Annotated in this window: 14 protein-coding genes; 5 read left to right on the top strand and 9 right to left on the bottom strand. The window is 73.4% G+C overall.

From position 1 onward, the window contains the following. Nucleotides 1-420 (bottom strand): phosphorylase family protein (locus ACZ6CL_RS38575; protein WP_468945149.1); only part of this gene is annotated, 420 nt, incomplete at its 3' end. 280 nt (nt 421-700) lie between these two features. Between ACZ6CL_RS38575 and ACZ6CL_RS38570 the strand changes: the two genes are divergently transcribed. Then, nucleotides 701-1,453 (top strand): hypothetical protein, encoded by a 753-nt coding sequence (locus ACZ6CL_RS38570; RefSeq protein WP_468945147.1) that lies wholly within the window; start codon nt 701-703, stop codon nt 1,451-1,453. A 7-nt stretch (nt 1,454-1,460) separates the two neighbouring features. Here ACZ6CL_RS38570 and ACZ6CL_RS38565 read toward each other — a convergent pair whose 3' ends face one another. Beyond that, entirely contained in the window at nt 1,461-3,257 is a 1,797-nt protein-coding gene (locus ACZ6CL_RS38565; protein WP_468945144.1) for a sigma-54-dependent Fis family transcriptional regulator, read from the bottom strand. A gap of 145 nt (nt 3,258-3,402) precedes the next feature. Here ACZ6CL_RS38565 and ACZ6CL_RS38560 point away from each other — a divergent pair, with 145 nt between their 5' ends. Both ACZ6CL_RS38560 and ACZ6CL_RS38555 read left to right on the top strand, forming a co-directional pair. Continuing rightward, the gene (locus ACZ6CL_RS38560) at nt 3,403-5,175 is read left to right on the top strand and encodes an FAD-dependent oxidoreductase (RefSeq protein WP_468945141.1); all 1,773 of its coding nucleotides are present in this window, start codon (nt 3,403-3,405) and stop codon (nt 5,173-5,175) included. Between the two features lie 285 nt (nt 5,176-5,460). Beyond that, nucleotides 5,461-6,384 carry a YceI family protein gene (locus ACZ6CL_RS38555; protein ID WP_468945138.1) on the top strand — a complete coding sequence of 308 codons (924 nt, stop codon included), beginning with the start codon at nt 5,461-5,463 and terminating at the stop codon, nt 6,382-6,384. A gap of 53 nt (nt 6,385-6,437) precedes the next feature. Here ACZ6CL_RS38555 and ACZ6CL_RS38550 read toward each other — a convergent pair whose 3' ends face one another. Then, the gene (locus ACZ6CL_RS38550) at nt 6,438-6,857 is read right to left on the bottom strand and encodes a DUF3761 domain-containing protein (RefSeq protein ID WP_468945135.1); all 420 of its coding nucleotides are present in this window, start codon (nt 6,855-6,857) and stop codon (nt 6,438-6,440) included. Nucleotides 6,858-7,135: 278 nt separating this feature from the next. Here ACZ6CL_RS38550 and ACZ6CL_RS38545 point away from each other — a divergent pair, with 278 nt between their 5' ends. Continuing rightward, nucleotides 7,136-7,624 (top strand): glutathione peroxidase, encoded by a 489-nt coding sequence (locus ACZ6CL_RS38545; RefSeq protein ID WP_468945133.1) that lies wholly within the window; start codon nt 7,136-7,138, stop codon nt 7,622-7,624. Between the two features lie 108 nt (nt 7,625-7,732). Here ACZ6CL_RS38545 and ACZ6CL_RS38540 read toward each other — a convergent pair whose 3' ends face one another. Together ACZ6CL_RS38540 and ACZ6CL_RS38535 are read right to left on the bottom strand one after the other, a co-directional pair. After that, entirely contained in the window at nt 7,733-9,523 is a 1,791-nt protein-coding gene (locus tag ACZ6CL_RS38540) for a glycoside hydrolase family 9 protein (RefSeq protein ID WP_468945131.1), read from the bottom strand. Nucleotides 9,524-9,559: 36 nt separating this feature from the next. After that, on the bottom strand, nt 9,560-10,618 hold the full coding sequence (locus ACZ6CL_RS38535; RefSeq protein WP_468945129.1) for a cellulase family glycosylhydrolase: 1,059 nt from the start codon (nt 10,616-10,618) through the stop codon (nt 9,560-9,562). Nucleotides 10,619-10,840: 222 nt separating this feature from the next. Here ACZ6CL_RS38535 and sigJ point away from each other — a divergent pair, with 222 nt between their 5' ends. Then, complete coding sequence (gene sigJ / locus ACZ6CL_RS38530; protein ID WP_468945127.1) at nt 10,841-11,731, top strand: RNA polymerase sigma factor SigJ; 891 nt, start codon at nt 10,841-10,843, stop codon at nt 11,729-11,731. Nucleotides 11,732-11,833: 102 nt separating this feature from the next. On the opposite strand, the gene ACZ6CL_RS38525 is transcribed toward sigJ, so the two are convergent. The 4 genes from ACZ6CL_RS38525 to ACZ6CL_RS38510 form a co-directional block, all read right to left on the bottom strand. After that, nucleotides 11,834-12,829 (bottom strand): aldo/keto reductase, encoded by a 996-nt coding sequence (locus ACZ6CL_RS38525; RefSeq protein WP_468945124.1) that lies wholly within the window; start codon nt 12,827-12,829, stop codon nt 11,834-11,836. Between the two features lie 57 nt (nt 12,830-12,886). Beyond that, nucleotides 12,887-13,801 (bottom strand): HpcH/HpaI aldolase/citrate lyase family protein, encoded by a 915-nt coding sequence (locus tag ACZ6CL_RS38520; RefSeq protein ID WP_468945122.1) that lies wholly within the window; start codon nt 13,799-13,801, stop codon nt 12,887-12,889. Next, nucleotides 13,791-15,002 (bottom strand): CaiB/BaiF CoA transferase family protein, encoded by a 1,212-nt coding sequence (locus tag ACZ6CL_RS38515; RefSeq protein ID WP_468945120.1) that lies wholly within the window; start codon nt 15,000-15,002, stop codon nt 13,791-13,793. The genes ACZ6CL_RS38520 and ACZ6CL_RS38515 overlap by 11 nt, the downstream gene beginning before the upstream one ends. A gap of 89 nt (nt 15,003-15,091) precedes the next feature. Next, complete coding sequence (locus ACZ6CL_RS38510) at nt 15,092-16,036, bottom strand: LysR family transcriptional regulator (protein ID WP_468945117.1); 945 nt, start codon at nt 16,034-16,036, stop codon at nt 15,092-15,094. Nucleotides 16,037-16,101 lie beyond the last annotated feature (65 nt).

Raw genomic sequence — 16,101 nt, 5'->3', positions numbered from 1 at the left:
CTGCACCAGTCCGTAGGCGGGCTGATGGGTCTTCTGCCGGGGCACAAACCCCGACTCGGTGTCCTTGCCGGTCTCGTAGTCGTACACCGTGTCGGCGGCCACCACATCGCCCAGCGCGACATCCTTGACGCCGCCCGCCACCCCGACGAACAGCACGGCCCGCGGCGCGAAGAGCGCCGCCGCCCGCTCGACCAGGGCCGCCGCGCCGGGATTTCCCGGACCCGTCATGTGGATCGCCACCTGACGCCCGCCGGGCTCCGACCCGGAGCGGAAGACGCCCGTCTCGAACAGGGAGCCGCGCTCCGCCCGGACGGGGCGCGGATCGTCCAGATGCGCCCGTACGGCCCGGTACTCGATCTCCAGCGCGGTCAGCACGACGACATCCGCCCGCCCCGCTCCCCCGGTGCCGCCAGCCCCCATGGTCCCCCCCTTGAACGACGCGCGCAGGACAACCTCAGAGCCTACGTCGAACACAGGGCGGTCGTCGTGACTGTGCTGGGCCCCTCCACGCAGGCCCAGGCGACTGCGCCAGCGACGACAGCGGCCGCTTGGGCGGGAAGATCGACACGGTGGGCGACACCTGCTGATCGCCGACGACACCGTCGCGGCGCCCACACCACCGCCCGGCCCGGAATTCTTCACCGGCCTGCGCGGCCCGCTCCGCCGGGGACATCACCTGGACCGGCGAGATCCCGCCCCGGTGCGACACGGTGGTCGGCGTGTCCCAGTCCGGTGGCACCGCCGCGACCTGCTCGCGCTCCGGGCGGCCCGGGAGGCGGGCCGTCATACCGTCGCGCTCACCACCCACGGCACCTCACCCCTGGCGGAAGCGGCCCACCGGACCCTCACCGTGCCACTGCCACCGGTCCGGGAAACCATCCCGGCGGGCGGATACCTCACCCTCGCGGCCGGAGTGCTCGACCTGTGCGGCGCCCGCGATCCGGACGGGTTCGGCCACCACGTGGGCACCCTGCTGACGTCGTTCGCCCAGGTCTACGAGCGGGCGCCGCTGACATGGCCCGACGCGGCCCCGTCCGCCCTCTCGGTGCTGACCCTGCCGGACCTGCGCAGCGCCGGTGACTTCTGGATGCTCAAGCTCATCGACGCCACGGGCGTGGCCACCCGCGCGGTGGCCCTCGAAGAGAGCGGTCATGTGGACTACTTCGTCGGACCCCAGCCGCACGGCGTCCTCCACCTCACCAGCGGCACCGGACGGGAACGCCACGACCGGCTCGCGAGCGCCCTGCGCGACAACCGCCACCATGTCGTCATCCTCGACACCCGGGAGTTCTTCACCGGTACGGCCCCCGCGCACAGCGTCGACGTGGCGCTGGGCGCGGTGGGGGCGGCAGTCTCGTACGACGACGCGCGCCACTGGGGCCGTCTGCCCTTCCGGGGTGGCGAGGTCATCATGGACGCCCCGCACATCAAGGTCGGTGAGCCCGGGGCGTGAAGCGCCGTCAGGAGGGCTGGTCCGCGCCCAGGGCGCGCAGTTTGCGGTACAGGGTGGCCCGGCCGATGCCCAGCGACTCGGCCGCGCGGGCCTTGTTGCCGCCGTGGCGGCGCAGCGCCTCCAGGATCGCGGTGCGCTCGGCCCGTTCCATCCCGCTGAGCCGCCGCGCTGCGGGCGGCACCCGCAGACCCGGTGGCAGTTCCCCGCGCCGCACCGGGCCGGTGGCGCGGCGGTGCTCGGACACCTCCCGCACCACCTGGGACAGTTCGGCCACGTTGCCCGGCCAGCCGTGCTGTTCCAGGGCCCGCCGCGCGTCCAGGCTCCAGGACAGTGGCGGGTGGCCGGGGGAGGGGCGCCCGGCGAGGTCCGGCAGCAGTACGGGGATGTCCTCGACCCGCTCGCGCAGCGGCGGCAGGGTGACGGAACGGGCGCTCAGGAGGTCCAGCAGCCGCCGCAGACACGGGCCGACCCGGGTGCCCGGCGTGTGCGTCGCCGTCAGCGGCACCCCGGGCCGCCGGGCCAGCAGCGACAGCAGCGCGGCGACATCGGGCTGGTCCAGCCGCTCGGCGTGGAGCAGGAGCAGCGGGGGCGCGCCCACCCCCTCCGCCACGGCGTGACACCAGCGCGGTACGTCACCAGGCGCGCCCTCGGCGGCGTCCACCACCAGGGGCGCGGTGGCGCCGCGCCACGCGAACAGGGCGCGGGCCAGCGAGGACTTGCCGACGCCCGCCTCCCCGGTCAGCAGCAGCGGCTCCGCCGCCCGGGCCAGCCCGGTCGCCCGCGCGACGGCCACCCGCCACGGCCCCGACGTACCGGCCAGCCCCGGCAGCCGCTCCCGGCCACCGCCCCGCTCCTCCGTACGCGCCGTACGCGCCGGATCGGCCGCCGGGCCCGGGCGGGCCACCGCGACCGCGCCGATGACCTCGTCCTCGTGCACGACCGGGGTCATACGGACGACGAGCCCGGCACCGTCCGGCACCGGGAACTCCCGCGTCCGCCGCCCGTCCGCCGCCCCCGCGTCCCGCAGCAGCGCCGTGGCCCGGCGCTCCAGCCGGGTCAGCGTCTCGTCCGACAGCAGCCGCGCGGCCCCGGAGCTGACGATGCGGCTGCTGCCGTCGAGCGCCACCACCGCGCGCCCCTCCGGCGCCTCGCGCAGATACGCGTCCAGCAGCAGCCGCTCCGGGGGCCGGGCCCGGCCCAGCAGCTCCCTCTCGACCGCGAGCGCGGTGGCCTCGGCGAGCGCCGTGCCCGGGTGGGGCGCGCGGTCCTCGCGGACCCGGGCCAGCGCCGTGACGGTCCCGGCCGGGCGGCCCGCCCCCGGCTCGTACACCGGGACGCTGACCGCCGCCAGCTCCTGCCACAGGTCCAGGACGTGTTCCGGGCCGTGCGTCTCCGCCCGGCGGCCGAGGCGCAGCGCGAGCACCGCGCTGTGGTGTCCCACCGCCCGCTCGGACACGTCGTGGCCCGCCTCCGGCACCGGGCCGCTGTCCGATGGGCCGCCGCCCGACCACAGCACCCGGCAGCGGGCATCGGCGAGCACCAGCGCCGTGTCGCCGCCGTCCAGCGTGGGCAGGATGCGGTCGAGCACCGGGCGGGCGGCGGCCAGCAGCGGGGAGTGCGCGGGCACGGGGGCGTACGGCGGCGTCACCTCCCGCCGTACGCCGAGGAACCGGGCGCGCCGCCACGCCTCGGCGAGGTCGTCGGGGACGTCCTCGCCCGGCGGCCGCCCGCTCAGGAACCGCTCACGGGCCCGCCGCAGCGGGGCGAGAGCCGGGGCGGCCGGGGTGTCGTTGTCGCTCGTCACAGCGACCTCACCGTATACGGCGGAGGTGTCTCGTATTGAGACACCTCCGCCGCCCTCTCCTGGATCAAGATCATCAACGCTGGCCGGAGAGCGGCGAACCGCGCCCTCGTAACGTGTCCGGCCGCCAGGAGAGGAGCCCTACGCAGTGGACACCGTCGAGACCGACGTGCTGATCGTCGGCAGCGGCCCGGCCGGAGCCGCGACGGCGCTCGCTCTGAGCACCTACGGCGTGCCCAACATGGTGGTCACCCGGTACGGACGCCTCGCGGACACGCCCCGCGCGCACATCACCAACCAGCGCACCATGGAGGTGCTGCGCGACCTCGGTGTCGAGGAGCGGGTACGGGAGCGGGCCACCCCGCAGCACCTGATGGGGAACACCGTCTTCTGCACCAGCCTCGCGGGCGAGGAGCTGGGGCGGCTGCGTTCCTGGGGCAACGACCCGCGCGTGCAGGCCGAACACGAACTGGCCGGACCCAGCGCCATGTGCGACATGCCGCAGCACCTCATGGAACCGATCCTGGTGGACGCCGCCGTCGCCCGGGGCACGGCACTGCGCTTCGCCACCGAATACCTCGCGCACGAGCAGGACGCCGAGGGCGTCACCGTGACCGTACGGGACCGGTTGCGCGGAGACGACTACCGCATCCGGGCCCGCTACCTGGTCGGTGCGGACGGCGGTCGCAGCCGCGTCGCCGAGAACGCCGGGCTGCCCACCGTCGGGCGGATGGGCGTCGCGGGCAGCCTCAACATCGTCTTCGAGGCGGACCTGGCCGCCCTCACCGCCCACCGCCCCTCCACCCTCTACTGGGTGCTCGCCCCCGGCGCCACCGTCGGCGGCATCGGCGCCGGGCTCGTGCGCTGCGTACGCCCCTGGACCGAGTGGATGGTGGTGTGGGGGTACGACCTGGAGGCCGGTCCGCCGGACCTCACCGAGGAGTTCGCGCTGTCCGTGGTGCGGCAGTTGCTCGGCGACGACCGGATCCCGGTCCGTATCACCTCCACCTCGGCCTGGACCGTCAACCACCTGTACGCCGAGACCTACGCCGACCGGCGGGTGCTGTGCGCGGGCGACGCCGTCCACCGCCACCCGCCGTCCAACGGCCTCGGCTCCAACACCTCCATCCAGGACGCGTACAACCTCGCCTGGAAACTCCGCCACGTCCTCGACGGCACCGCCGCGCCCGCCCTCCTGGACAGCTACTCCGCCGAGCGGGCCCCGGTCGGGCGGCAGACCGTGGAGCGCGCCAACAAGAGCATCGGCGAGACCGCGCCCGTCTTCGAGGCGCTGAACGTGCTGTCCACCTCCGACCCCGACCAGATGTGGCGCAACGTCGCCGCCCGCAAGGACGCCACCGCCGAGGCCGAGAAGCAGCGGCAGCGGCTGCGGGAAGCCATCGCCGCCAAGGTGTACGAGTTCAACGCGCACGGCGTGGAGATGAACCAGCGGTACACCTCGGACGCCGTCGTCCCCGACGGCACCCCCGACCCCGGCTTCGCCCGCGACCCGGAGCTGTACCACCAGCCCTCCACCCGGCCCGGCGCCAAGCTGCCGCACGCCTGGGTCACCCGCGGCCCAGACCGCCTCTCGACCCTCGACCTCGGCGGCCAGGGCCGGTTCACCCTCTTCACCGGCATCGGCGGCGACTGCTGGCGGCAGGCGGCCGAGACCGCGCGCCGCGAGCTGGGCATCGAGGTCGCCACCGTCGTCATCGGGCCCGGCCAGGAGTACGAGGACCCCTACGGCGACTGGGCGAGCTTGCGCGAAACCGGCGACGGCGGCGCCCTGCTGGCCCGCCCCGACAACTACATCGGCTTCCGCCACGCCACGGCCACGCCGGACGCCACCGAGCTGCTGACCGGCGCGCTGAGGCAGATCCTCGGCCACGCGCGCCCGGCCCCCGAGGCGGCCGACTGACGGTACGGGTGCGGAGGGGAGCGACGGAGTCTGGTGCACGATCGGTGCACGACTGGTGAACGACGTCACCCTGACCGACGCTCCCGAGCCCGCCACCCGTTACGGTGTCAGCAACCCCTTCCATCTCGTTCCAGCACGCCGACTTCGACTTGGTGCTGTCACGCGCCGCCGTATGAGTGGTGGCGTGAACGAGGCTGTTGGCTGATACAACCACCCCTGATGGGTGACGTCCCCCAGCGCCCTCCATCATGGGGAGACCCCGTTACCGAGAGAAACCTTAGAGAGATGACTGCAACGCCCCTCGCACTGCTCCGGCGCATGCGCCCCAAGCGCCCGAACCGTGGACCGGGTCTCCGCCTCCCCATGCCCGTCGGCGCCGGTGCGTTCAGCTGCGAGGTCCTGGACCCCGTCGGCGAGCCGCTGGGCGGCGTCGAGGTCACCATCACCGCGACCCGCGGCGCGGGCAAGCAGGCGGTCAAGGCCACCACCGACCCCCACGGGCTCTTCGTCGCCACCCTGGAGCCGGGCGAGTACTCCGTACTGTTCACCGGCAGCGGCCTGACCCCCCATCGCCTCACCACCGAGGTCAGGCCGGGCGAATGCGGCGAACCCCACCGCATCCCGATGCAGCCCTCGCAGCAGCTCGAACTTCCCCCGCCCGGCACGTGGCTGTTCGACCCCCCGCACACCGCCATCCGCTTCATCGCCCGCCACGTCGGCATGGCCAATGTGCACGGCCGCTTCACCCGCTTCCGGGGCGGCATCCACGTCGCCGAGCGCATGGAGGACTCCCGCGTCGAGGTCCTCATCGACGCCTCCAGCATCTCCACCGGCAACGCCACCCGCGACAACCACCTGCGCTCGGCCGACTTCCTCGACGTCGAGAACTTCCCGGACATCCACTTCGCCAGCTCCCGCTTCACCTGGCGCAGCGGCGCGAAGTGGAGCCTCCAGGGCCCCCTGACGATGCACGGCGTCAGCCGCTCCGTCACCCTCGACACCACTTACCTCGGCGCGGTGAACGGCGGCTACGAACAGGAACTCCGCTGCGCCGCCCACGCCAGCGCCGAACTCCACCGCGAGGACTACACGCTGAACTGGCGAAACATGCTCGCCCGCGGCATCGCGGTCGTCGGCCCGACGGTCAAGCTGGAACTCGACATCCAGGCGATGTACCGCAACCACGACACCCCGACCCCGCCGGAGTAACCCCTCGCACCCCCCCCAGCGGGGCGCGCCCCACGGCGCGCCCCGCTGCCGTGTCACCGGTAGAAGACGGCAACCCCGCCGTGATGCGAGCAGGCGCCCTGATGATGCGCGGCGTACGAAAGCGTCCCGTCCTCACACAACGCCGTAGCGCCACTCCCCGCCCCGCCCGAACTTCCGGTGCCCCCGGAGGCCGAATCCCCGGCCCCCGAGCCGGATCCGGTGCCGGATCCGGTGCCGGACCCGGTGCCGGATCCGGATGACGACGCGTCGGCGGGCGCCTCGGCGCTCCTCGTCACCTTCGGCTTCCGCGTGGCCCTGGGCTTGGCCGTGACGGTCTTCGTGACCGTGACGGTGGGCCTCGGCTCGGCCTTGTGCTTGACCTGGGCGGGCTTCGCGGTGACGGTCACCGTCACCGTAGGCGCGGGTGTGGCCCGGCCTGCCGCCTTGGCGTCCTCACCGTCCGCCGCGCCCATGCCGATACCGACGAACAGCAGCGCGGCCGCGGCCGGTATGGCGACCCGCTTACGGGCCCACCTGGGGCGGTTGGGCGTTGTGCTTGGAGTCGGCGGCGTTGGGATGTTATTCCCGTACATAGTCCCCCCTTGAGTGAAACTCGAGGAGCTGACCATAACCACGGTAATTGAAGAGTGAAGAGTTTGTGTGTGATCCGTGGTCAAGTTGTGATCCGGGTCCGGGGCTCCGTGATCGCATAGATTGGGCGCATCGGCGAACGATGACGATGGGATCCGCTATGAGTCTGTACGACATTCCTCTGCGCACTCTGTCCGGCGAGCCGACCACGCTCGGTGTGCATCAGGGTGCCGCGGTACTGGTGGTCAACGTGGCGTCTAAGTGTGGGCTGACGCCGCAGTATGAGGGGCTGGAGCGGTTGCAGCAGCGGTATGCCGGTCGGGGGTTCACCGTGCTGGGGGTTCCGTGCAACCAGTTCGCGGGGCAGGAGCCGGGGACGGCGGAGGAGATCGGGACGTTCTGCTCGGCCACGTACGGGGTGTCCTTCCCGCTGCTGGAGAAGACCGATGTGAACGGTGAGCAGCGGCATCCGCTCTACGCCGAGCTGACCCGGACCGCGGACGCGGCGGGGGAGGCCGGGGACGTGCAGTGGAACTTCGAGAAGTTCCTGGTCTCGCCGCAGGGTGAGGTGGTCGGGCGCTTCCGGCCGCGGACCGAGCCGGAGGCCGCCGAGGTCGTCGGGGCGATCGAGGCCCAGCTGCCCAGCTGAGCCGCAGCTCGCGGGGGCCGCGGAAGTGGCGCACGCAGGTGGAGAGCGAGGGACCGCCCCCGGCCGGGCGGCCAGGGGCGAGGGGAATGTGCCCCTCGCCCGGCCGCCTCAGCGTTCGGCGGCGAATGCCACCAGCCATGCCAGCTGTGCGTTCCAGTTGATGGCCACCTCGTTGGTGGAGTACGAGCCGATGTCATCGATGTAGCACCTCGCGGGCGCGCACCCCGCCAGCTTCTCCTGCGCCACCGGGTCCTGCAGTGCCGCGTTCGGGCCGCCCGCGAAGGAGCCGGAGGGCGGGTTCGGGAGGGACGCGTCGTACTGGTGGGCCCAGAAGCGGTGGTGCTGGTTGAGCGCGGCGCGGTCGCCGTAGCCGGTGACGTAGGACTGGCCCAGGGCGTTGCGGCCGAGGAGGTAGTCCAGGGCTTCCAGGGCCCCGGTGCGGTAGCGGGGCTGCTTCGTGAGTTCGTGGGCGACGGCGATGACGCTCGCGTTGTTGGCCACCTGGCCGTTGGAGCCCCAGACGTAGCCGTCGGTGGGCAGCGGGACCGCGTAGCCCTGGCGGCCCATGGTGGCCAGGTAGCGGTCGGCGGCGGACACCACCGAGGCGCGGACCCGGGTGAGGTCGGTGGCGGGCAGGGCGTTCGGGACGGTGGCCAGGGTGATCCGGCCGAGGGCGGCGGTGTCGGGCCAGGCGAAACCGCCCGCCGTGAAGACATCGTCCGCGGTGTGGAAGGGCGAGGAGGTCACCGCGTCCCGGTAGCGGCTCTCCTTGGTGGTGGCGAACAGCTCGGTGGCCGCCCAGTAGAACTCGTCGCCGACCCGGGTGTCCCCGTACGCGCCGCCGCCCGTGCCGTCGGAGTCGGGGGCGAGCAGGGCGGGGTGGGCGGTGGCGGCGGCCCAGGCGCGGCGGGCGGAGGCCAGGCAGCGGGCGGCGAAGGCCGCGTCATAGGGGGCGTAGACCCGTGCGCACTGTGCCGCCGCGGCCGCCAGGTTGAGGGTGGCGGCGGTGGACGGCGGGTGGAGTTCGCGCGGCTGGGAGTCCTGTTCGGGACGGGTCGGCAGACCGGTCCAGGCCGCGTCATGAATCTTGTGGAAGGCCATGCCCGCGAGCGGTTTCCCGTCCGGGATCTGCATCCGCATCAGGAACTCCAGCTCCCAGCGCGCCTCGTCGAGGACGTCGGGCACCTTGTTGCCCCGTTCGGGCACACGCAGGGTGGAGTCGCCGAGCGCGGCGGCGTGGCCGGACCGCTTGGCGCGCTCGAAGGAGTTCACCAGCTGCCAGGTCGCGATGCCCCCGTTGACGACGTATTTCCCCTGGTCACCGGCGTCGTACCAGCCGCCGCGGACATCGCGCGCGTAGTCGCACACACCGGGCTGGCACGGCACGCTGGTGTCGCCGGTGTTGGGCGCGACACCGAGGTGTCCGGCCGGGCGCGCGTACGCCGCACCGGCGAGCCGCGCCTCGATGGGGGTGCCGCTGCGCTGCTGGTAGAAGAACGACATGGCGTCCGCGCGCAGCCCGTCGTACAGGCCCGCGCGGATGTCGAACGGATGGCTGGTCCGTCCGTCGACGGTGAGGGTGTAGCCGGTGCCCGTCCCCTGGTACGAGGAGAAGTCCGCCAGTTGGGTGGAGTCGCCGGAGGCGGCGTCGGTGCCGTGCGCGGTGGTGGTGCCGGAGGCGGCCGTTCTGCCGGAGGCGTCGCGCAGTTGCCAGGGCAGGGCGGTGGTGCTCGCGCTGACGACGGTGGCGCGCTTGGGGCCGTCCGGCAGATAGCCGAGCTGGTTGACGTGGACGGCCGAGGGGGCGGCCACCGCCGCTTGGGTGGTGGGCGCCGTGATGAGCAGCAGCGCTCCGGCCAGCAGGGCGGCGGCGGTGCGTGGAAGGGGGGACTTGGCCATGGTTGGTGGAGGCCCTTCTTGTCTGGGAGTTGTGGGCTAGGAGCGGTAGACCGTGGCTTCTCTGGACGTCTGACCGATGCCGTTCGCACCCTTGAAGATCCGCTGCCCCCAGCTGGTGAGCGCCGCGGCGTTGAATCCGGTGGCCATGTCGAGGTATTCGACTCCGCCGCTGTTGCCGCTCCAGGACCAGCCCAGATAGCCGACGCCGAGCGTCTGCGCGTTCGCCATGATGGCGTCCTCATCGGGGTTGCCGTCGGAGTGGTTGTGGCCGAACTCGCCTACGACGAGCGGGAGTTTAGCGTTGACGAAACGGGTGAGGTAGTCCTTGATCTCGGCCGCGGTGTCGAAGACTCCGTACATGTGGACGGAGAAGACGGTGTTGCGGTCCGGGTCGGCGGCCAGCACCGCGGCCGCGTTGTCGCGCATGGTGAAGCTCCAGTCCTGGCCCCAGTTGGGCGCGTCGGCCATCAGGGCGTGGTGGATTCCGGCGGTGCGGAGCTTCCGGATGGCGGCGGTGGTGTCGGCGGTCCACGCGGTGGCGTTGGTGTTGCCGTACGGCTCGTTGCCGAGGTTGACGACGACGTAGCTCTCCTGGCCCGTGAGGGCGGCGCGCACGCTGACCCAGTAGTCGGCTGCACGGGCGAGGGAGACGGCGCCGCCCTGCTCGCCGTAGCCGGTGGTGTCATGGGCTTCGAGCACGCAGATGAGGCGGTTGCGCTTGCACTGCGCGACGACGTTCGCCACGTCGGCGGTGTCGTTCTTGGCCCAGCGGTCCCCGGTGGCCAGCACCACCCGGACGGTGTTGGCGCCCAGCGCCTTGATGTCGGCGAGCGCCTGGGTGGTCCGGGTGGCGTACCAGGTGTGGGCGTGGTTCACGCCGCGCATCACGAAGGGGGTGCCGTTGCCCTCGACCAGTTTGCCGCCCGCCACGTGTAACCCGCCCGCCACGTGTAACCCGCCCGCGACGGGTAATCCCGCCGCCGCGGCGCGGGCGGGTGGCGTGAGGGCGGGCAGGGACGGCAGCAGGGCGGCGACGGCGGCGAACACGACGGCCACGAGGCGGCGGGGGGTTGCGGTGGGGGCGGTCGTACGCATGGGCGACTCCTGGTGGGGAGCGGTCGGCCCGGGTGGGGTTGCCCGGGTCATGACAACGATGTCTGGGGTGCGAACGGTTTGGGAGCGCTCCCAAGTTATGTAGTGAGGGGGCCGCGGCGCGTCAAGGGCTGCGGGGCTGAACGGCGTACCGGCCGGTCGTGTCACACCTCCCTCGGCCCGTACGTCAGTGTTCTGAGGACAGACGACGAGGAGAGAGGCCCGATGGGCGGAAACGCGTTCCTGGCGGAGAACTTCGAGGCACACCGCGGCCATCTGCGGGCGGTGGCCTACCGCATGCTCGGCTCGCTCAGCGAGGCCGACGACGCCGTGCAGGAGGCCTGGCTGCGGCTCAGCCGTTCCGACACCAGCGAGGTGACGAACCTGGGTGGATGGCTGACGACGGTCGTCGGCCGCGTATGCCTCGACATGCTGCGCTCGCGCACGGCGCGGCGGGAGGAACCCCTCGGCGCGCGGGTGCCGGACCCGGTCCTCAGCGGTACGGGCGGGGTCGACCCGGAGGACCAGGCGCTGCTCGCCGACTCGGTCGGCCTCGCCCTGCTGGTCGTCCTCGACGCGCTGGGCCCGGCCGAGCGGCTGGCGTTCGTCCTGCACGATCTGTTCGGCGTGCCGTTCGACGAGATCGCGCCCATCATCGACCGCACCCCGGCGGCGGCCCGTCAGCTCGCCAGCCGCGCCCGCCGCCGGGTCCGGGGCGCGGCGCCCCTCCCCGACCCGGACCTGGCCCGGCAGCGCGCGGTGGTCGACGCGTTCCTCGCCGCCGCGCGTGAGGGTGACTTCGACGGGCTCATCGCCCTCCTCGCCCCGGACGTCGTGTTGCGCACCGACCAGGGCGCCGCCACCCCGCTCGGGTACCGCGAGCTGCGCGGCGCGGAGAGCGTGGCGAACCAGGCGCTCACCTTCGCCCGCTCCGGCGGCGAGGACTCCGTCCCCCGGCCGGTCCTGGTCAACGGGGCCGTCGGCGTGGTCGGCACCCGGGCGGGCAGGCCCGCCTCGGTGCTGGGCTTCACGGTCACGGACGGAAAGATCGCCGCGATCGACATCCTCGCCGACCCGGACCGGGTGGCCCGTCTCGACCTGACGATGCTGGACTGAGGGCGCTGGGGTGCCCCCGCCCGACCGGCCGGGGGCACCGCGCCGCGGTAGCGGAGGTCTGGGGGCGCGAGTCGGGCCCGTCATGACACCGCCCCGGCGCCGCTACCGCCCCAGGATCCGGTCGACGTCGGCCATCTGCCCGGCGCTGAGCGGCCCCTTCGCGATCGCGCCCGCGTTCTCCTCGGCCTGGACGACCGTGCGGAAGCCGGGGATGGGGATCGTCCGCGGGGCGCGGGCCCACATCCAGGCGAGGGCGCCCTGCGCGAGGGTGCGGCCGTCGCTGGTGAGGATGTCCCGCAGGGCATCGACCCGCCGGAGCCAGTCCGGATCGGCCCCGGCGTTCGCGGTGAACCCCGGCAGCCAGGCGGGCGGCGCGTTGCGGATGTCGCCGCTCTCCAGGGTGCGCCCGGCGGTGTGCTTGCCGGTGAGCAGTCCCATGGCGAGCGGGCTGCGGTTGACGCTGGCGAGGTCCGACTCCGCGCAGAGGGCGAGGAGCTCGGGCGCGTCCTGGAGGATGTTCAGACGGTGCTGGACGGCCGTACAGTGCGGGCCCTCGGCGAAGACGGCGGCCCGGGCGGGATCGTCGGTGCTCCAGGCGTACGCGCGAATCAGCCCCTCGCGCACGAACTCCTCACAGGTCTCGCGGAGCCGGGCGGCGCGCTCCGGGGCGGCGTCGGAGATGTGGAGCTGGTACAGGTCGACATGGTCGGTGTCCAGGCGCCGCAGGGAGGCGGTCAGGGCTCGGCGTGCGTGCTCCGGGGAGTCGTCCTGCCCGTGGCGGGTCCGGGTCCCCTCGTCGAATACATTGCCCCACTTCGTGGCGACGACGACGTCGGCGCGGTGCCTGCCGAGGGCACGGCCGAGCAGGCGTTCGCTGTGGCCGGTGCCGTACACGTCGGCGGTGTCGAAGAAGGTGACGCCGAGGTCGAGTGCGCGCCGGATCGCGCGCACGGACTCGGCGTCGTCGACCGTGCCCCAGCCCAGCGGCTGCCCGTCGGCGGACTGCCACTCACCGCCGATGGCCCAGCAGCCGAAGCCGAGGGCGCTCACCTCGATGCCACTGCGGCCCAGGGTTCTGTTGTGCGCCATGGTTTCCATGACCGGGGACATTAGGAGTTGGAGCGCACGCCAAGGCAAGCCCCCGGGGCACGAGAATCAGCCGCCGTGCAGGGCGAGTGTGTGGCGGGCCGTGGCCGCCATCGCCTCGTCCACCATCCGCCCCTCGAACCGCACCGCCCCGGCTCCCCGCGCCTGGGCCTCCTCCACCGCCGCGATCAGCCGCGCGCACCGGGCCAGCTCGTCGGGGCCGGGGGAGAACACCTCGTTGACGACCGGCACATGGGAGGGGTGGATCACCGCCATCCCCTCGTAGCCCAGCGCGCGGTTCTGTTCGGCGAAGTGGCGCAGTCCGTCGAGGTCCGCGATGTCGGTCCACAGCCCGGCCACCGGGTGGGGGCGGTCCGCGGCGCGGGCGTCGAGCAGGACCCGGGCGCGCAGGTCGCGGGTCTCCTCGCCGCCCGCGCTCCAGCGGTAGCCCACCGCGCGTTCCACGTCCCCGCCGGGGCCGGTGAGGGCGCCCAGGTGGGCGACGCGGTCGGCGGCGCGGCCGATGGCGTACGCCTCGCGCAGTCCGCGAGCTGTCTCCAGCAGGGGTACGAGCGCGAAGTGGCCCTCGGGCAGTCCGTGGTGGCGCTCGCACCACGCCATCATCCGGTCGGCGGCGCGTACGTCGTCGGCGTGGGCGACCTTGGGCAGAACGACCCCGTACAGGCCCGGACGGGCCACGGCGCGCAGTTCGTCGGCGGCCTGCCAGCCCGCCGCGCGGTCGAGCGAGTTGATACGGACGAACAGCCGCATGCGCGAGGTTGCCCGGTCGATGGCATCGGTCACGGCGTCGAGCGCCGCCGCCTTGCCGTCGTCGGGGACCGCGTCCTCCAGGTCGAGGATCGCGGCGTCGGCGCCCGCCGCCTCGGCCTTGGGCAGCCAGTCGGTTCTGCCGCCCGGGACGAAGAGCAGGGAGCGCAGGGGGATCCGGACCGGTGCGGATCGTGGAGAAGACTCAGATGACACCGTCGTCCTCCAGGTTCGCCAGCCGCTTGTCGTCGATGCCGAGCCACTCGCCGTAGACGACGGAGTTGTCCTCGCCGAGCGCCGGGCCGGTGCGCCACACCGCGCCGGGGGCCTGGCGGAAGTGCGGGATGACGGCCTGCATCCGGACCGGGCCGAGGTCCGGATCGTCGACGGTGATGATGTCCTCGCGCTCCGCGTAGACGGGGTCGGCCGCGATGTCGGCGGCGGTGAAGACGCGGGAGGCCACCACCTCGGCGCGTTCGAACTCCGCCAGGCACTCGGCCGAGGGGCGCCCGGCGACCCACTCGCGCAGCGCCGTATCCAGCCGGTCGCGGCCCGCGTGCTGCTGCTCGACGGTGGCGAATTCGGCGTCGGGCAGCCCGAGCAGCCGGACCACGTTGCGCACCGAGCGGGTGGTGGCGGAGGTGACGGTGAGCCAGTCGTCGTCGGCGCTGCGGTAGGTGTTGATGACGGCGGCGGGCGCCACCGCGAGCTGGTTGCCCGCCCGCTCGGGGGCCGTGCCGAGCTGGTCGTACGCGATGATCTGCCACTCCACCAGGCGGTAGAGGGGCTCGAAGAGGGCCAGGTCGATCCACTCGCCGTCGAAGTCCGGGTCGGTGTTACGGCGGTGCAGCGCGGCGAGCACCGCGAACGCGCCCATCAGCCCGGTGACGGCGTCGCCGTGCGAGAAGCCGGTGTGCACGGGCGGGCCGTCGGGGAAGCCGGTGAGGTGGACGACTCCGCTGCGGGCCTCGCCCATCTTGCCGAAACCGGGGGCGTCCGCGCGGGAGGAGGTGGCGCCGAAGCCGGAGATCTGGAGCAGGATGGCCCGGGGGTTGAGCGCGTGGACGGCCTCCCAGTCCAGCCCCCAGGCGCGCAGCCGCCCGGCGCGCAGCGTCACGATCACCACGTCGGCCCAGGCGACCAGTTCCCGGGCGACTTCCCGGCCCGTCTCATGGTGCAGATCGAGCGTCACGGAGCGCTTGTTGCGGCCCGCGACCTTGAACCAGAGCGGGACGCCGTCCCGGCGGGGCCCCATGGCCCGGGCGGCGTCCCCGTCGCCCGGCGGCTCGACGTGGACGACGTCGGCGCCCTGGTCGGCGAGCATGCCCCCGGCCAGCGGGCCCGCCACGACGTGGGCGAACTCCACCACCTTGAGCCCCGCGAGCTGTCCCTGCCGTGTGCTGCTGTGGTCGTCCATGCGGTTCAGGCTGCGGGGTGGGGGATATGCGGGTCCAGCATTGAACGAGCATCAATTCATGCGGATACCGCAAGAGAGTCCGCCGGGCGTCAGCCCGCGGCCGCCTCCTCCCACACCACGCCCTCCGGGAGCTGGTGGCCCGCCGTCCGGAACGCCTCCAGTTCCTCCAGGAAGCGCCCCGCGCCCGGCGGCAGCGCCCGGTGCGCCGGGAGGACCACGTACAGACGGCGCTCCAGCACCGGGGCGACCAGCGGGCGGCGGACCAGCGGGCCGGGCGGGATCAGGGGGTGGACCAGGGCGGGGAGGGCGGAGACGCCGAGGCCCGCCGCCACCAGGCCACCCACCGTGGCCACGCTCGACGCCTCGGCCGCCGGGGCGGTGTCCCGGCCCGCCTGGGCGAACGCGGCGTCCGTCATGCGGCGGACGCTGGAGTCCGTACCGACCGCGAGGAACGGCTCCCGGCCGAGCTGCTCCCAGGTGACCTCGTCCCCCTCGGCGAGCGGATGGTGTTCGGGGAGCACCGCGTGGAAGCGGTCGCGCACCAGGGGCCGCAGCCGTATGCCGCCGTTCGCCTGGTGGCGGGGGACCGTGCTCACGGCGAAGTCGGCGTCGCCGTCCACGACCCGCTGGAGCACCGAGCGCTCCAGACCGTCCAGGAGCCGCACGGTCATCTCGGGGCGCCGGGCACGGAAGGCGGAGATGACCGGGGGCAGGAGGACGGCCGCCACCGAGGGCAGGGTGGCCAGCGACACGGCGCCGCGCTCGCCCGCCACGTAGCGGCCCAGCTGGGCGAGGCCCGCCCGGTGTGCGGAGAGGATCTGGTCGGCGATCCGCAGCGCCTCCGCCCCGGCCGGGGTGAGTTCGACGTTGCGCGTGTCGCGTTCCAGCAGCCGCATGCCGAGCGTGCGTTCCAGGTCGGCGACCGCACGGCTCAAGGAGGACTGGGAAACGTGCAGTTCGGCGGCGGCCGCGGTGAAGCTGACCGCGCGGGCGACCGCGGAGTACGCCGTGAGCTGGCGCAGGGTGACGTCCATGGTCGGCGAGCGTATGCGGGAGCGCCGCCCGGGGGAACTGTTGCGCAGAACGCATGGATAGATCT

This window comes from Streptomyces sp. NPDC041200 (assembly GCF_055591805.1).
Note: the sequence above shows the minus strand (reverse complement) of the source record. Positions and strands in the feature narration are given on the sequence as shown.